The organism is Cupriavidus pauculus (genome assembly GCF_022179805.1).
Lineage (GTDB): Bacteria > Pseudomonadota > Gammaproteobacteria > Burkholderiales > Burkholderiaceae > Cupriavidus > Cupriavidus pauculus_E.
In genome coordinates, this window is record NZ_BPUO01000001.1 from 309,503 (window position 1) to 323,651 (window position 14,149).

The following is a 14,149-nucleotide window of genomic DNA, read 5'->3' on the forward strand; positions in this document are numbered from 1 at the left end:
GGCAAACGCAGCATCAGCTGCTGGTATCGAGGGAGCACGCGGCGGGAAGTACCTGCCCCGTCAGCCCCTCGGTGCCGCCCCGCACGGCACAGTTCCATGTGCCGTCCACCAGGCGCCCCACAGTGATGCGGGTGCCCTTGACCGCCGGATGCACGTCGCCGTCGAGCACGACCACGATGCTGCCCGAGCCATTGGCATTGAACACGAACGTGTTGGCCGTGGCGGTCAGTTGCGACTTGATATAGCCCAGCGTATCGGCCGGATCCGGGAACTCGTTGACGCCATGTTGCAGGCGTTCCTCGACCGGGATCTTGTAGGCCGACGCCTCCCAGAACGCGCGTTGGATCTGGGACTTCACGACAAAATTCTGATACGTGGGAATGGCAATCGCGGCCAGAATGCCCACGATTGCCACCACGACCATCAGCTCGATCAGCGTGAACCCACGGTGTGGCGCTGGCCGCCAGGCCATGCGCCACACCGGAGCCCCCACTGCGGCCCTCCCCGGCCATCTTCCCGTCCGTGCTTTTTTCATTTCGCGACCCGTCTTGTTGCCAGCCTCTGCGTGCCGGATACGCACTGACTTATCCAAGGACCGTGCCAGGCCAAATTGCCCCCTGAATTGACACTTTTTGTCGGAAACATCTGGTTACAGGTGCCTGCGGGTGACAGTTTTGTCGCTATTGGCCCCGCAACTGACAAAAGTCGTCGCATTGCCCGCGATTTTGAGAATCCGGCACGGATCTTTTGACTTGCGCCACATAAGGTGTGCTTCGTATACCCAATTGCTTGCGCCCCCTAATCACCGTGTGTATTTTTACACACGGATCTACCGAAGGAGGCGTTTTGCATTCAACGGCATTGATCCGCCAACTCGAACAGGAGGGGTGGCGCCTGGTTCGCTACAAGGGCAGCCATCTCACCTACAAGCATCCGAAGCGCACCCAGATCGTCACCGTGCCCCATCCCAGGAAGGACCTGCCCATGGGCACGGTTCGCAGCATCCTGCGCACGGCAGGCATCTGAGGCGCATGCAACCTATGGAGAAGAATCACATGGAATTTCCGATTGCCATCCACAAGGACAGCGGCAGCGTCTACGGCGTGACGGTGCCTGATGTGCCCGGCTGCCACTCGGCGGGCGAGACCATCGAGGACGCCATTCGCAATGCACGCGAGGCCATTACCAGCCACTTCGAAGTACTGCTGTCGCTGGAAGAGAAGATCGAGGCCAGGCCCACGCCGATTGCCACGCTGTCCGCGCGCGCGGAGTTCGCGGGCGCAGTCTGGGCTCTGGCAGACGTCGACATGGAAAAGCTGGATGCCACCGCGGAGCGCATCAATATCAGCCTGCCCCGCTTCGTGTTGCACAAGATCGACATGTTCGTCGGCGCCCGGCACGAGACGCGCAGCGGCTTTCTGGCCCGGGCCGCGATGGAGACGATGAGCAGCAAGGGATGAGGGCGCGACAAAAGCGCAAATCCGAGGCAAAAATGAGAATCGGGCACAGGGCCAGCGCGCGCCCAGGCAGTAAAATGCCGCTTTGCGCCGCGGTCCTGGCCGCGCAGGTCGTCACCGGTAGCCTCTGACGACCTGCCGGACCGGCGGCAACCGATATACCGGCGGCACCGATGGCGGGCCGCCCGAGAGGAATGCATGTCCGCAGAAGCCCTTCCCAACCTGTCCACGACCACCGCCGGCGACACGCCGGTGGAGCATGACATCGTCGAAGCCGGCAACGGTACCGTGTCCGCCGAAACGCTGGCTGCCGCGGAAGGCACGCCACGCAGCGGGGGAACCGGCAAGGCGGGCAAGGCCGAGAAGGCCGACAAAGCTGAAAAACAGACGCCCATGATGTTGCAATACATGCGCATCAAGGCGGACCATCCGGACACCCTGCTCTTCTACCGGATGGGCGACTTCTATGAACTGTTCCACGACGACGCCGAGAAGGCCGCGCGCCTGCTCGACATCACGCTGACGTCGCGCGGGCAGTCGGGCGGTGTGCCGATCCGCATGGCCGGCATTCCGTTCCATTCGGTGGACCAGTATCTTGGGCGCCTGGTCAAGCTGGGCGAATCGGTGGCGATCTGCGAGCAGATTGGCGATCCCGCCACGAGCAAGGGGCCCGTCGAACGCAAGGTGGTCCGTATCGTCACGCCGGGCACGCTTACCGATGCGGCACTGTTGCCCGACAAATCCGACAGCTACCTGCTGGCCGTGCACCAGCAAACCACGCGCCGGGGCGTCGGCAAGACCGGCCTGGCGTGGCTGAATCTGGCCAGCGGCGAACTGCGCTTGATGGAATGCGATGCCGCCCTGCTGTCTCGCGAGCTGGAACGCATCCGTCCGGCCGAGGTGCTCTATGCCGACGGCATCGACCTACCCGCGCTGACCTGCGCCCGGACGCGCCTGCCGGAATGGCATTTCGACCAGGAAGCCGGCACACGTCGGCTGCGCGAGCAGATCGGCGTGGCGAGCCTGGAGCCGTTCGGTTGCGCCGGGCTCGGTGCTGCGCTTGGCGCAGCGGGTGCGCTGCTCAACTATGCCGCCACCACGCAAGGCCAGTCGCTGCGCCACGTGCAGGGCGTGACCGTGGAGCGCGAGTCCGAGTTCATCGGGCTCGATACCGCAACACGGCGCAATCTCGAACTGACCGAAACCCTGCGCGGCGGCGAATCGCCCACGCTGTTCTCGCTGCTCGATACCTGCTCGACGACGATGGGCAGCCGCGCGCTGCGCCACTGGCTTCACCACCCGTTGCGCGATCCCGCACTGCCCCGCGCGCGCCAGCAAGCCATCGGCGTCCTGATCGGGCAAGACCCCGACACCGTGCGCGCCACGCTGCGCAAGCTGTGCGACGTGGAACGCGTGACGGCGCGCCTGGCGCTGCTGTCGGCGCGGCCGCGCGACCTGTCTTCGCTGCGCGACACGCTCAAGGCGCTGCCATCGGTGCAGGAGAGCGTCGTCGCCGCGCAGCAGTCGCCGCTGCTGGCCCAGACGATGGACGAGCTGGAAGTGCCGGCGGAATGCCTGTCGCTACTGACACGGGCCGTGGCCGAGGAACCCTCGACGGTGCTGCGCGACGGCGGCGTGATCGCGCGCGGCTACGACGCGGATCTGGACGAGTTGCGAGACATCTCCGAGAACTGCGGCCAGTTCCTGATCGACCTGGAGACCCGCGAGCGCCAGCGCACCGGCATCGCCAACCTGCGCGTCGAGTACAACCGCGTGCACGGCTTCTACATCGAGGTCACGAACGGCCAGGCCGACAAGGTGCCCGACGACTACCGGCGCCGCCAGACGCTCAAGAACGCCGAGCGCTATATCACGCCTGAACTGAAGGCCTTCGAGGACAAAGCACTGTCCGCGCAGGACCGCGCGCTGGCGCGCGAGAAGCAACTCTACGAAGCATTGCTCCAGGCGCTGCTGCCGCATATCGGCAGCCTGCAGCGCGTGGCGGGTGCCCTGGCCCGCCTCGACGTGCTGGCCACGCTGGCCGAACGCGCCCGCACGCTCGACTGGAACCAGCCCGAGCGCGTGACCGAGAACGTGATCGACATCTCGCAGGGCCGGCACCCGGTTGTGGAAGGCCAGTTGGCCGCCGAATCGGTCGCCTTCATCGCCAATGACTGCCAGCTCAACGAAGCACGCAAGCTGCTGCTGATCACCGGCCCGAACATGGGTGGTAAATCGACGTTCATGCGCCAGACGGCATTGATCGTGCTGCTGGCCTGCGTGGGCGCATGGGTGCCGGCGCGCAACGCCGTGATCGGGCCGATCGACCGCATCTTCACGCGCATCGGCGCCGCCGACGACCTGGCCGGCGGACGTTCGACGTTCATGGTTGAAATGACCGAAGCGGCGGGCATCCTGCACAACGCCACACCTTCGAGCCTGGTGCTGATGGACGAAATCGGGCGCGGCACGTCGACGTTCGATGGCCTGGCGCTGGCCTGGGCGATTGCGCGTCACATGCTGTCGCACAATCGCAGCCATGCGCTGTTCGCCACGCACTATTTCGAACTGACGCAGCTGCCGCAGGAGTTTCCGCAGGCGGCCAACGTCCACCTGTCCGCAGTGGAGCATGGCGACGGGATCGTGTTCCTGCACTCGGTGGAGGATGGTCCCGCCAGCCAGAGCTATGGCCTGCAGGTTGCCCAATTGGCCGGGGTGCCGCAACCGGTGATCCGCGCCGCGCGCAAGCACCTGGCATGGCTGGAGCAGCAATCGGCCGATGCCACGCCGACCCCGCAGATGGATCTGTTCGCGGCGCCCACCACACCACTGGACGATGACGCGGATGAGCCCGTGGCACGAGGCGCCACGGCCGAGCAGACGGCGGCACGCGAAGCACTCGAGGCCTTGGCCGATATCGACCCGGACAGCCTCTCGCCGCGCGAAGCGCTGGAAGCGCTGTATCGGCTCAAGATCCTTGCGGAACCCGTGCGTCAGGCATGACCGGCAGTCACGGCTCCGCGCGCGTGGCCGTGGCAGCGGCCGTCCTGGCCTGTTGCCTCATGGTGGCAGCCGCCGCGCATGCGGCGCGCGCCAGCAAGGTGACACCGCCGCCGACACCCACGGCGCAACTCACGCGCATCGCGCTGGTTGCAGATGTGCCGCAGTGGCCCACGGCGGAAGCCGACACGTCCGCACTGTTCGATCAGATCAGCGCGCAGCAGGTGGCGCTGATCGTGCATGCGGGCGGCATCAAGGGCGACACGGAGTCGTGCGGCGATGCCGTGCTTGGCGCACGGCTGCGCGTGCTTGACGACTCGCCCGCGCCATTGCTGTTCGTACCCGGCGAAACGGACTGGGCCGAATGCCAGAAGCCCATCAACGGCAAGTTCGACGCCGTGGAGCGCCTCAACCGGCTGCGCGAACTGTACTTTCCGGTGGATACCACGCTGGGGCGACGCACGTTGCCGGTGGTACGCCAGTCGGACCAGGCGATGTTCCGCAGCTTTCGCGAGAACGTGCGGCTCGTGGCCGGCAACGTGATGGTGGTGGGACTGAACCTGCCGGGCGACAACAATCACTACCGCAGCGAAGGCGGCCGCAATGGCGAATTCGAGGACCGGCGCGAAGCCAACCGCCAGTGGCTGGCCCGCGCGTTCTCGGTGGCTGCGCAACGCGACCTGCCCGGCATCCTGGTGGTCGCGCATGCCGACCCCGCGTTTGGCAACGGTTGGGAAAAGCGTGGCAAGCCTTCCCTGCTCGATGGCTTCCTGCATCGGGGCACGCGGGATGGCTATCAGGAGTTCAAGCGTCAGCTGCGTGACCTGACCGTGAAATTTCCGGGACAGGTGTTACTGGTACATGCAAGCGACAGTGGCTTCAGCGTCGACAAGCCACTGCGTGACGCGGCGGGCAAGGTGGTGGGCAACTTCACGCGCGTGGCATTGCCGATTGGCAGCCCATCGCACTGGGTCGAACTGACGATCACCCCGGGCACGCGTTCGGTCTTCCAGGTGCAACTGCAGGACGGGCCCAGGAACTAGCTGGCACCGACCCGGCAGAGTTGACACAGGTCATGGATGCGTGACCCGGACAACCAAAGAAAAGATAAAGAAAAAGCCGGCTTTCGCCGGCTTTTTCAGTTTCGCGATGACCTGGTCGCGTTTCGCTCAAATGGCTTTCTGCGATTCGGTATCGAATCAGTGCAGCGTGCGCGGGCTTTCGCCCTCGGCGTCGTCCTCGTCTTCGTCGACGACTTCGATGCCGGATGCGCCATGCGCGTGACCGTGTTCGACTTCCTCGGCGGTGGCTTCACGCACTTCGGACACCTTGAGCGAGAAGCGCAGCGCCATGCCGGCCAGCGGGTGATTGCCGTCGAGCACCACCTTGTCTTCGGCGACGTCGGTCACCGTGTAGATGATCGAATCCTCGTCATCGCCGTCTTCGGGTACGCCCTCGAACTGCATGCCCACTTCCAGCGGCTCGGGGAAACGATCGCGCGGCTCGACCTTCACGAGGTCGGCATCGTAGTCACCAAATGCCTCTTCGGGCTCCAGCTGCAGTTCGGTATCGAAGCCGGCCTCGTGGCCGTCCAGCGCTTCCTCGATTTTGGGGAACGTGCCATCATACCCGCCGTGCAAATAGACCATGGGCTCATCGGATTCCTCGATGAGGTTGCCCTGCGCGTCCGACAGCTTGTACATCACGGACACCACCGTGTTCTTAGCGATTTTCAATTCTTGACTCCATGAGCGATTCCGCATTATACGCGCAGGCCCTGCCTGCGGGCCCCATTGATCCCGACGCACCGCTCACGTTGCTCGGGGGCATGACGCCCGCCGCCTTCATGCGTGACATATGGCACCGCAAACCGTTGCTGATTCGACAGGCCGTGCCCGGAATCGTGCCCCCAGTGTCGCGCGAAGCGCTTTTCGAACTGGCCGACCGGGACGATGTGGAATCGCGCCTGGTGTCGTACTTTCGCAACCGCTGGAAGCTCGAACACGGTCCGTTTGCCGAAGACAACCTGCCGTCACGCAAGACTGGTAAGTGGACACTGCTGGTGCAGGGCGTGAACCTGCACGACCAGGCGACAGCCGAGCTGATGAGCCAGTTCCGATTCGTGCCCGATGCACGGCTCGACGACGTGATGATCAGCTACGCCACCGATGGCGGCGGCGTGGGACCGCACTTCGATTCCTATGACGTGTTCCTGTTGCAAGTATCGGGCCGCCGCCGCTGGCGCATTTCGTCGCAGACCAAGCTCGACCTGATCCCGAACATGCCCCTCAAGATCCTGTCGGACTTCAGCGGCGAAGAGGAATGGGTGCTGGAGCCGGGCGACATGCTGTACCTGCCCCCGCAGTACGCGCACGACGGCGTGGCCGAGGGCGAGTGCATGACGGCATCGATTGGTTTCCGCGCACCGGCATACCGTGAGCTGGCAGGCCATTTCCTGGCCTGGCTGTCTGAAACGGTCGAGCATAACGAGGGACTCGAGGGCCGCTATGCCGATCCTGGCGAAACGGCCACTGCAACGCCTGCAATGCTGCCCGCCGGCCTGGCCCGCGCCGTGGCCGACCGCCTGCAGGCGCTCAAGTGGAACGCTGGCATGGTGTCGGAATTCCTGGGCTCGTACTTGTCGGAGCCCAAGCCGTCGGTGCAGTTCGAGGAGGTCGAGGAGATCAGCCTGAAGCAGTACACGAAGCTCGCCAAAACGCATGGCGTGGTACTTGCTCCTGCTTCCGTGGCGCTCTATGACCGCACGCACTTCTTCCTGAACGGCGAAGCATACGAACCGCCCGCGACGCTTGCCAAGTGGCTGCGCCGGCTGGCTGATGTGCGTCAACTCACGGCGCAAGAGGTAGCGGCGTGCGCGGCGCTACCAGATCTGATGGACACGTTTCATGACTGGACGCTGGAAGGCTGGTTGCAGATCGCGCCTGTAGGTGTGTAATTTTGCGTAACAGAATGAACCGGCATATTTTGCCTGTACACAAGGCGGGAAAACGCGGATATAATCGCCCGCTGGCTAGTACTGTGGACCACTGCACTGTCGGCACCCGGGAGAGCCTCATATTTGCAGTACAAGAGCGATAATTACCGGTAATTATTCATCGCCTGTTTTCGTTTTATTAAAAGTTAAAGGACGAACAATGAAGAAGTCTCTCCTGATCGCATCCCTGCTGGCTGCTGTTGCTCTGGCCGCCTGCGGCAAGAAGGAAGAAGCCGCTGCACCCGCAGCTGACACGGCTGCTTCGGCTCCGGCCGCTGCTGCTCCGGCTGACGCATCGGCACCCGCCGCCGCTGCTCCGGCCGCTGACGCTTCGGCTCCGGCCGCTGCTGCCGACGCTTCGGCTCCGGCTGCTGACGCTTCGGCTCCGGCTGCAAAGCAGTAATCGGATCTTTCCGATAACAAAAAAGCCGACCTTCGGGTCGGCTTTTTTGTTTGGGCGATTATCTCGTCGAGCTGTCATTTTCGACAGGCAGCATGCCGGCCGATTATGCCCGCACCGGCTGCCAGCCCAGTCCCTCTTCCTGATCCGCAATCAGAATGTCTTCTGGCAGCGTGCCCAGCACCGCAGCCAATGCCCCCGACGCCAGTTCGCGCGTATTGTTCTGCTTGCTCAGATGCGCGGCCACCACGCGCGACAGGCCCTGATGGGTCACCTGCGCAAGGATGCTGGCCGCGATATCGTTGGCCAGATGGCCGAAATCACCACCGATGCGCCGCTTCAGCGACCACGGATAGGCGGAGTTCTGCAACATGTCGCGATCGTGGTTGCACTCCAGTACCAGGGAATGCACACCGACCAGACGCGCCGTGACGTAAGGCGTTTCCATGCCAGCGTCAGTCAGCACACCGAGCCGTGCGTCACCATCGGTCAGCACGAACTGCAAGGGCTCACGCGCATCATGCGGCACCGTGTACGGATGAATCTCCAGACCGCCCACCGAGAACACATGGTCGGCGCAACACACGCGCACGTCGGCCAGGTCTGCCCCACGCATGTGGGACGTTGCCAGCCAGGTGCCGTGACTCGTGTGAACAGGTAGCTTGTGGCGCGCGGCGAACGCGTATGCCGAGCCGACATGGTCGCCGTGCTCGTGCGTCACCAGCACCGCGTCCAGATCGCTTGGCAGTACGCCCAGCCGTTCCAGGCGCCTCGCCGTTTCCTTAATACCGAAACCGCAATCGAGCAGCACACGCGTCACGGACGCGCCCTCGCCGGCCTCGATCAGCAACGAATTGCCCTCGCTGCCGCTTCCCAAAAAAGCAAAGCGCATCATCGATGCGCTCGCCGGGAGTGATGCCCGACGGCGGGCGCCGTCGACATCGATAGTCTGCTACAGACGATCATCAGTGCAGCTGTTCGTCCAGCAGCGACAGGATACGCTTGCCGACCTCGGTGTTCTCCGGCTGGCCGGCATCGTTCTGCACGGTCACCGTGGTGCCCGTGCCGTTGCCCTTCAGCGACACACGATACTTCTTCGCGGTCTTGCCGTCGTTGGCCTTGGTGAAGAGCTTCGAGAAGAAGCCACGATCATCCACCGCCTGCTTCGGATCCACGTAGCGCACGTAGTACAGGCCCTGTGCACGGTCGCGATCTTCAACGGTGAAGTTCACGCGATCCAGCGACAGGCCAACCGAGCGCCATGCGCGGTCGAACGGCTCGGGCAGCTGCAGCGCCGGTGCACCATTGACCTGGGCCAGGAACGACTTGTTGTCGGCGGCAGAGGCCGCACCGGTGGCAGCGGCAGCGCCGATACCCGTGGCGTTGCCCGACGGCGCAGGAGCGGTGGCGGCTGCTGCGGCGCCATTGCCAACCGGCGTCGGGTTCTTGGCCATCTGGGTGGCCTGATCCTTCTGCACGCCCAGGCGCTGGGCCAGGCGCGACAGGAATTCGGCTTCCAGTTCCGGATCGGCCGGACGCGGCGTCCACACCGTCGTCGACTTGTCCACGCCCGTCAGCTGTTCCTGCGCGCCACGGTGGCTGATGAACACTTCGAGCTGGCCGTTCTGGGCGCGCTCCACGCGCGTGCGGAACTTGTCGCGCTCGGACGTGGAGTACAGGCCGTCGAACACCTTGCCGATCGTGTTGCGGATGAAGTCCTGCGGAATCTTGGCGCGGTTTTCAGCCCAGTCCGTTTCCATGATGCCGGTCTGCGGCGAATCCTGCGTCAGCAGGAAGCCGTTTTCCTGCCAGAAGCCGCGCAGCGACTCCCACAGCTGGTCGGCACGCATGCCGTTGCTGATCACGAGCCAGCGCTGGTTGCCGTCGCGCTCCATGCGGATGCCTTGCGAGGACGGCAGCACGTTGGTGGCCGGCTCGGCTTCGCGCGTCTTGTTGGCCTGCTGGTAGTTCGACAGCGTCGACGTGCCCGATGCATCGGGCACGGTGTAGCGGCGATCGCCTTCCAGCTTGGTCAGATCCGGCGGAATGTCCAGCGACGCGGTCTTCTTGCCCTGGGACTTGTAGTCGATCTTGTCGGGCTGCATGGCCTCGTTGATGCTGCTGCAGCCGGCAATCAGCGTCAGCGCCAGCACGGGCGCAACCACGGCGACACGGCGGACCTGCGTCGCGCCGCGACGGTTAAGCTTCTGTTTCATTGACACGTAATCCTGGTTTCAAGAATCGGCGAATAGCCGAACGTTCAGCCGGCGAATCTCAGCCCAGCAGGCCGGCCGCTGCCAGCGCGCGGCGCACGGTTTCGTGCTGGCCTTCGGCCAGCGGCGTCAGCGGCAGGCGGATGCCACCTGCCATTTTGCCCATTTGCTGGAGCGCCCACTTCACCGGAATCGGATTGGCCTCGACGAACATCGCGCGGTTGAGGTCGATCAGTTCCATGTGCAGGCGGCGGGCCGTGACGACATCGCCCTTCAATGCGGCGACGCACATCTCATGCATCTTGCGCGGCGCCACGTTGGCCGTCACCGAAATGTTGCCCTTGCCACCCAGCAGGATCAGCGCCACGGCGGTGGGATCATCGCCGCTGTAGATGGCAAAGCTTTCCGGTGCGTCCTTGATCAGCTGCGCGGCACGGTCGATGTTGCCGGTGGCTTCCTTGACGCCGACGATACCGGGCACCTGCGCCAGGCGCAGGATGGTGTCGTTGTTCATGTCCGCCACGGTGCGGCCGGGGACATTGTAGAGCAGCACCGGTAGGTCCACGGCTTCCGCGATGGTGCGGAAATGGCGGTACATGCCTTCCTGCGTCGGCTTGTTGTAGTAGGGGACGACCTGCAGCGAAGCATCGGCACCCACCTTCTTGGCAAAGGCGGTCAGTTCGATTGCCTCGCGCGTGGAATTGCCGCCGGTACCGGCGATGATGGGCACCCGGCCAGCCGATTGCTCGACCGCCACGCGAATCAGTTCGCAGTGCTCCTCGACATTGACCGTCGGCGACTCGCCCGTGGTGCCCACGATCACGATGCCATCGGTGCCTTCCGCCGCATGCCAGTCGATGAGGTTGCGCAGGGCCGGATAATCCAGGCTGCCATCCTCATGCATCGGGGTGACGATGGCCACGATGCTGCCGGTAATCTGTGTCATATCTCAGGGAAGTCGGAATTTCGAACAAACGGGATTGTACCGGAACCGTCAGGGCCTCCGCCCCCCCTATCAGTGAGGGAAAACGTTAGCGGGCGTAACGTGTGGCGCCAAGGCCAGCCAGAGGCCCCCAAGCTGCGCCGTCGGCGCCTCACCCGGGCAGTTTGTAACGCGGCGGCGCATCCTGTGCATCCGCGTCCCGCGCCTCGCGGACGGCACATATGCGCTGCACGAACGCGGTGCGCGGTTTTTCCACGGTGCCGTCCTCGTAACCCACCACGCGCAGCACGCCGCGTGTGACGTCCAGCAGTTCGCCCGGACGAAGCAGGAAATCGGGCCGCGACGGCTTGCCCACCGTCTCGTTGCCGGCCGCGAACGTCTCGTAGACCAGTACGCCACCCGGCGCCAGCGCGTCCAGCAGATGCGGCCACAGCGGGCGATGCAGGTAATTGGTCACCACCACGGCGTCGAACTGCCCGGCATCCGCCAGCGGCCAGGTGCCCTGCTCCAGGTCAGCCATACGGCCTTGCACGCCCGTTGGCAGTCCGGCGATGGCCTCGGCGTCGCGATCCACGCCCAGCACGGCAAACCCTTGCGCCGCCAGCCACGCGGCATGGCGCCCGCTACCACAGGCCAGATCGAGCACGCGGCCGCCGGGCCGGATCAGATGGGCCCAGCGGGTCAGCCAGGCGGAAGGCGGGGATAGCGTGGAGTGCGGCAGGGTCATGCGCGGGGAATCGTACGAAGGACGGACAAGGGCGAAAAATCGGGCCGGCGGGTGCGCCTGACTACTGCAGCATCATCAGGATCGGATGCAGCATGGCTTCCACGATCGACAGCAGCACCGTCATCACCGGCTGCATCCAGATGCGCGTGATGACCCCGGCGGCCACCAGCGCCAGCACGATGAAGATGCCGTAGGGCTCGATACGTGCCACCGCCGCCGCCATGCGCTGGGGCAGGAATGCCGTCAGCACCCGACCGCCGTCCAGCGGCGGGATCGGGAACAGGTTGAACGCGGCCACCACGGTATTGACCAGCACGCCGGCGCGGGCCATCTGATGCCAGAACGGCTCCTGCACATGCCCCAGGGTCAGGCCCACCAGCACGAGCCCCCACAGGAACGCCTGCACGATATTGCTGCCCGGCCCCGCCAGCGCCACCCACATGCCGTGCCAGCGCGGATTGCGCAGGTGGCTGAACACCACCGGCACGGGCTTGGCAAAGCCGAACACGAACTGGCCGGCAGTCAGGAAGTACAGCAGCAGCGGCACGGCCACCGTGCCGATCGGATCGATATGGCGCACCGGATTCAGGCTGACACGCCCCAGCAGCCAGGCGGTGTCGTCGCCGAAATACTTCGCCACGTAGCCGTGCGCGGCCTCGTGCAGCGTGATGGCGAACAGCACGGGCAGCGCATATACGGCAAGGGTCTGGACGATCGAGGAATCCATGCGGGCTATTCTATCGGGCCGCCGGCGGCCAAGGCTGTCCGGCATGTCCGTGGATGTTCGGAATGTGTGCGGTATGTATCAGAAACCGCGGCGAATGTCATGGGCTGGGTCAGGCGTTGGAGGTCAGTCCGAATCGTTCCACATCGCCCCGGCCGGCGCGAACCAGTTCCGGTTCGCCGCCACTGAGGTCGATCACCGTGGTGGGCTGCGCCGGCGCCGGGCCGCCACAAATCACCAGGTCGAGCTGCTTTTCCAGCCGCGCGCGAATCTCCGCCGGTTCGTTCATCGGCTCGTCGTCGCCCGGCATCTGCAGCGTGGCCGAAATCAGCGGCTGCCCCAGTTCCGCCAGCAGCGCCAGCGGAATCGCGTGATCGGGCACGCGCACGCCGATGGTCTTGCGCGCCGGGTGCGAGAGCCGTCGCGGCACTTCCTTGGTGGCTTCCAGGATGAACACGTACGGCCCCGGCGTGGCGCCCTTGATCCAGCGGTACTGGCGGTTATCGACCCGCGCGAAGTTGCCGAGTTCCGAGAGGTCGCTGCACATCAGCGTCAGGTGGTGCTTTTCGTCAATGTCGCGCAGACGGCGCAGCCGCTCCACCGCCGACTTGTCGTCGAGCTGGCAGGCCAGCGCGTAGCTGGAATCGGTGGGCAACGCGATCAGGCCGCCCTTCTGCACGATCTGGGCGGCCTGCTTGACCAGTCGCGCCTGCGGATTGTCGGGATGGATATCGAAATACTGGGACATGGGGGCGCGGAGTTGCCGGGGTCGCCGGGGTTGCGGAGCCTGGGGAGCGGCTTACCAGTCGTGCCAGACCGGCGTGACGTTCGAGGGCAGCGGCGGCAGCGTGCCGAGTTCCACGCGGCCTTCGCCGGGACCGTGGAAGTCCGACCCGCGCGACGCCAGCAGACCATAGTGGCGGGCCACGTCGGCGTAGCGGCGGAACTGGTCCGGTGTATGGCTACCGGTCACCACCTCGACCGCGCTTCCGCCCAGTTGCGTGAATTCGTCGAACAGCGCGTCGTGCTGGGTGTCCGTATAGTTGTAGCGGCCCGGATGCGCCATCACGGCGATGCCGCCGGCACCGCGAATCCAGCCGACCGCCTCGGACAGCGCCGACCAGCGGTGCGGCACAAAGCCCGGACGGCCCTCGGACAGGTATTTGGCAAATACGTCGCTAATGGTGTCGCAGCGGCCTTCGTCCACCAGCCAGCGTGCAAAATGCGTGCGCGAGATCAGGTCAGGATTGCCCACGTGGCGCAGCGCGCCCTCATAGGCACCGGTGATGCCCACGCGGGCCAGCGCCTCGCCAATGTCCTGGGCCCGGCGCGCACGGCCGTCGCGGGTCCTGGCCAGGCCGTCGATCAGGTCCGCGTTGAACGGATCGATCTGCAAGCCCACGATATGGACGGTCTGCCCGGCCCAGGTCACGGAAATCTCGACGCCCGGCACATAACGCATGCCCAGCGCCTCGGCGGCCTTGCGGGCCTCGGTCTGGCCGCCCACTTCGTCGTGATCGGTCAGGGCCCAGAACGCCACGCCGCCAGCATGCGCGCGTGCGGCCACCTCGGACGGCGGCAACATCCCGTCGGACACGGTGGAATGGCAGTGCAGGTCGGCGTTGATGGCATGGGCATTTGGCATGGGCGTATTCTACTCCCGGCAGGGTTTTTTAGCCCTGCCGGCATA

The 14,149-nt window shown here is 65.0% G+C and carries 15 protein-coding genes; 6 read left to right on the top strand and 9 right to left on the bottom strand.

The window, feature by feature from the left end:
* Window positions 1-13 precede the first annotated feature (13 nt).
* A complete protein-coding gene (locus MFF62_RS01590) occupies window positions 14-472 on the bottom strand; it encodes a pilin (protein WP_283205299.1) in 459 nt (152 codons plus the stop codon).
* A gap of 374 nt (window positions 473-846) precedes the next feature.
* Between MFF62_RS01590 and MFF62_RS01600 the strand changes: the two genes are divergently transcribed.
* From MFF62_RS01600 to MFF62_RS01615, 4 genes are all read left to right on the top strand, one after another.
* Window positions 847-1,026, top strand: coding sequence for a type II toxin-antitoxin system HicA family toxin (locus MFF62_RS01600; RefSeq protein WP_238259176.1), 180 nt, complete (start codon window positions 847-849; stop codon window positions 1,024-1,026).
* A gap of 29 nt (window positions 1,027-1,055) precedes the next feature.
* Window positions 1,056-1,460 (top strand): type II toxin-antitoxin system HicB family antitoxin, encoded by a 405-nt coding sequence (locus MFF62_RS01605; RefSeq protein WP_238259177.1) that lies wholly within the window; start codon window positions 1,056-1,058, stop codon window positions 1,458-1,460.
* A 390-nt stretch (window positions 1,461-1,850) separates the two neighbouring features.
* A complete protein-coding gene (gene mutS / locus MFF62_RS01610) occupies window positions 1,851-4,460 on the top strand; it encodes a DNA mismatch repair protein MutS (protein ID WP_238260088.1) in 2,610 nt (869 codons plus the stop codon).
* Entirely contained in the window at window positions 4,457-5,500 is a 1,044-nt protein-coding gene (locus tag MFF62_RS01615) for a hypothetical protein (RefSeq protein WP_238259178.1), read from the top strand. The genes mutS and MFF62_RS01615 overlap by 4 nt, the downstream gene beginning before the upstream one ends.
* A gap of 156 nt (window positions 5,501-5,656) precedes the next feature.
* Here the strand turns inward: MFF62_RS01615 and MFF62_RS01620 are convergent, their stop codons facing one another.
* Window positions 5,657-6,193, bottom strand: a complete 537-nt coding sequence (locus MFF62_RS01620; protein WP_238259179.1) for an FKBP-type peptidyl-prolyl cis-trans isomerase — start codon at window positions 6,191-6,193, stop codon at window positions 5,657-5,659.
* Between the two features lie 11 nt (window positions 6,194-6,204).
* On the opposite strand from MFF62_RS01620, the gene MFF62_RS01625 reads away from it, so the two are divergent.
* Complete coding sequence (locus tag MFF62_RS01625) at window positions 6,205-7,413, top strand: ribosomal protein uL16 3-hydroxylase (RefSeq protein ID WP_238259180.1); 1,209 nt, start codon at window positions 6,205-6,207, stop codon at window positions 7,411-7,413.
* A 199-nt stretch (window positions 7,414-7,612) separates the two neighbouring features.
* Window positions 7,613-7,855 (top strand): hypothetical protein, encoded by a 243-nt coding sequence (locus MFF62_RS01630; protein WP_238259181.1) that lies wholly within the window; start codon window positions 7,613-7,615, stop codon window positions 7,853-7,855.
* Between the two features lie 103 nt (window positions 7,856-7,958).
* On the opposite strand, the gene MFF62_RS01635 is transcribed toward MFF62_RS01630, so the two are convergent.
* The 7 genes from MFF62_RS01635 to MFF62_RS01665 form a co-directional block, all read right to left on the bottom strand.
* Entirely contained in the window at window positions 7,959-8,747 is a 789-nt protein-coding gene (locus tag MFF62_RS01635) for an MBL fold metallo-hydrolase (protein WP_238259182.1), read from the bottom strand.
* A gap of 70 nt (window positions 8,748-8,817) precedes the next feature.
* A complete protein-coding gene (gene bamC, locus MFF62_RS01640; RefSeq protein WP_238259183.1) occupies window positions 8,818-10,068 on the bottom strand; it encodes an outer membrane protein assembly factor BamC in 1,251 nt (416 codons plus the stop codon).
* 58 nt (window positions 10,069-10,126) lie between these two features.
* The gene (dapA, locus tag MFF62_RS01645; RefSeq protein WP_238259184.1) at window positions 10,127-11,011 is read right to left on the bottom strand and encodes a 4-hydroxy-tetrahydrodipicolinate synthase; all 885 of its coding nucleotides are present in this window, start codon (window positions 11,009-11,011) and stop codon (window positions 10,127-10,129) included.
* Between the two features lie 148 nt (window positions 11,012-11,159).
* Window positions 11,160-11,735, bottom strand: coding sequence for a class I SAM-dependent methyltransferase (locus MFF62_RS01650; RefSeq protein ID WP_238259185.1), 576 nt, complete (start codon window positions 11,733-11,735; stop codon window positions 11,160-11,162).
* Between the two features lie 61 nt (window positions 11,736-11,796).
* Window positions 11,797-12,462 (bottom strand): site-2 protease family protein, encoded by a 666-nt coding sequence (locus MFF62_RS01655; protein WP_238259186.1) that lies wholly within the window; start codon window positions 12,460-12,462, stop codon window positions 11,797-11,799.
* Between the two features lie 109 nt (window positions 12,463-12,571).
* On the bottom strand, window positions 12,572-13,207 hold the full coding sequence (locus MFF62_RS01660; protein ID WP_238259187.1) for an L-threonylcarbamoyladenylate synthase: 636 nt from the start codon (window positions 13,205-13,207) through the stop codon (window positions 12,572-12,574).
* A gap of 51 nt (window positions 13,208-13,258) precedes the next feature.
* Window positions 13,259-14,104, bottom strand: coding sequence for a 3',5'-nucleoside bisphosphate phosphatase (locus MFF62_RS01665; protein WP_238259188.1), 846 nt, complete (start codon window positions 14,102-14,104; stop codon window positions 13,259-13,261).
* Window positions 14,105-14,149: the final 45 nt, after the last annotated feature.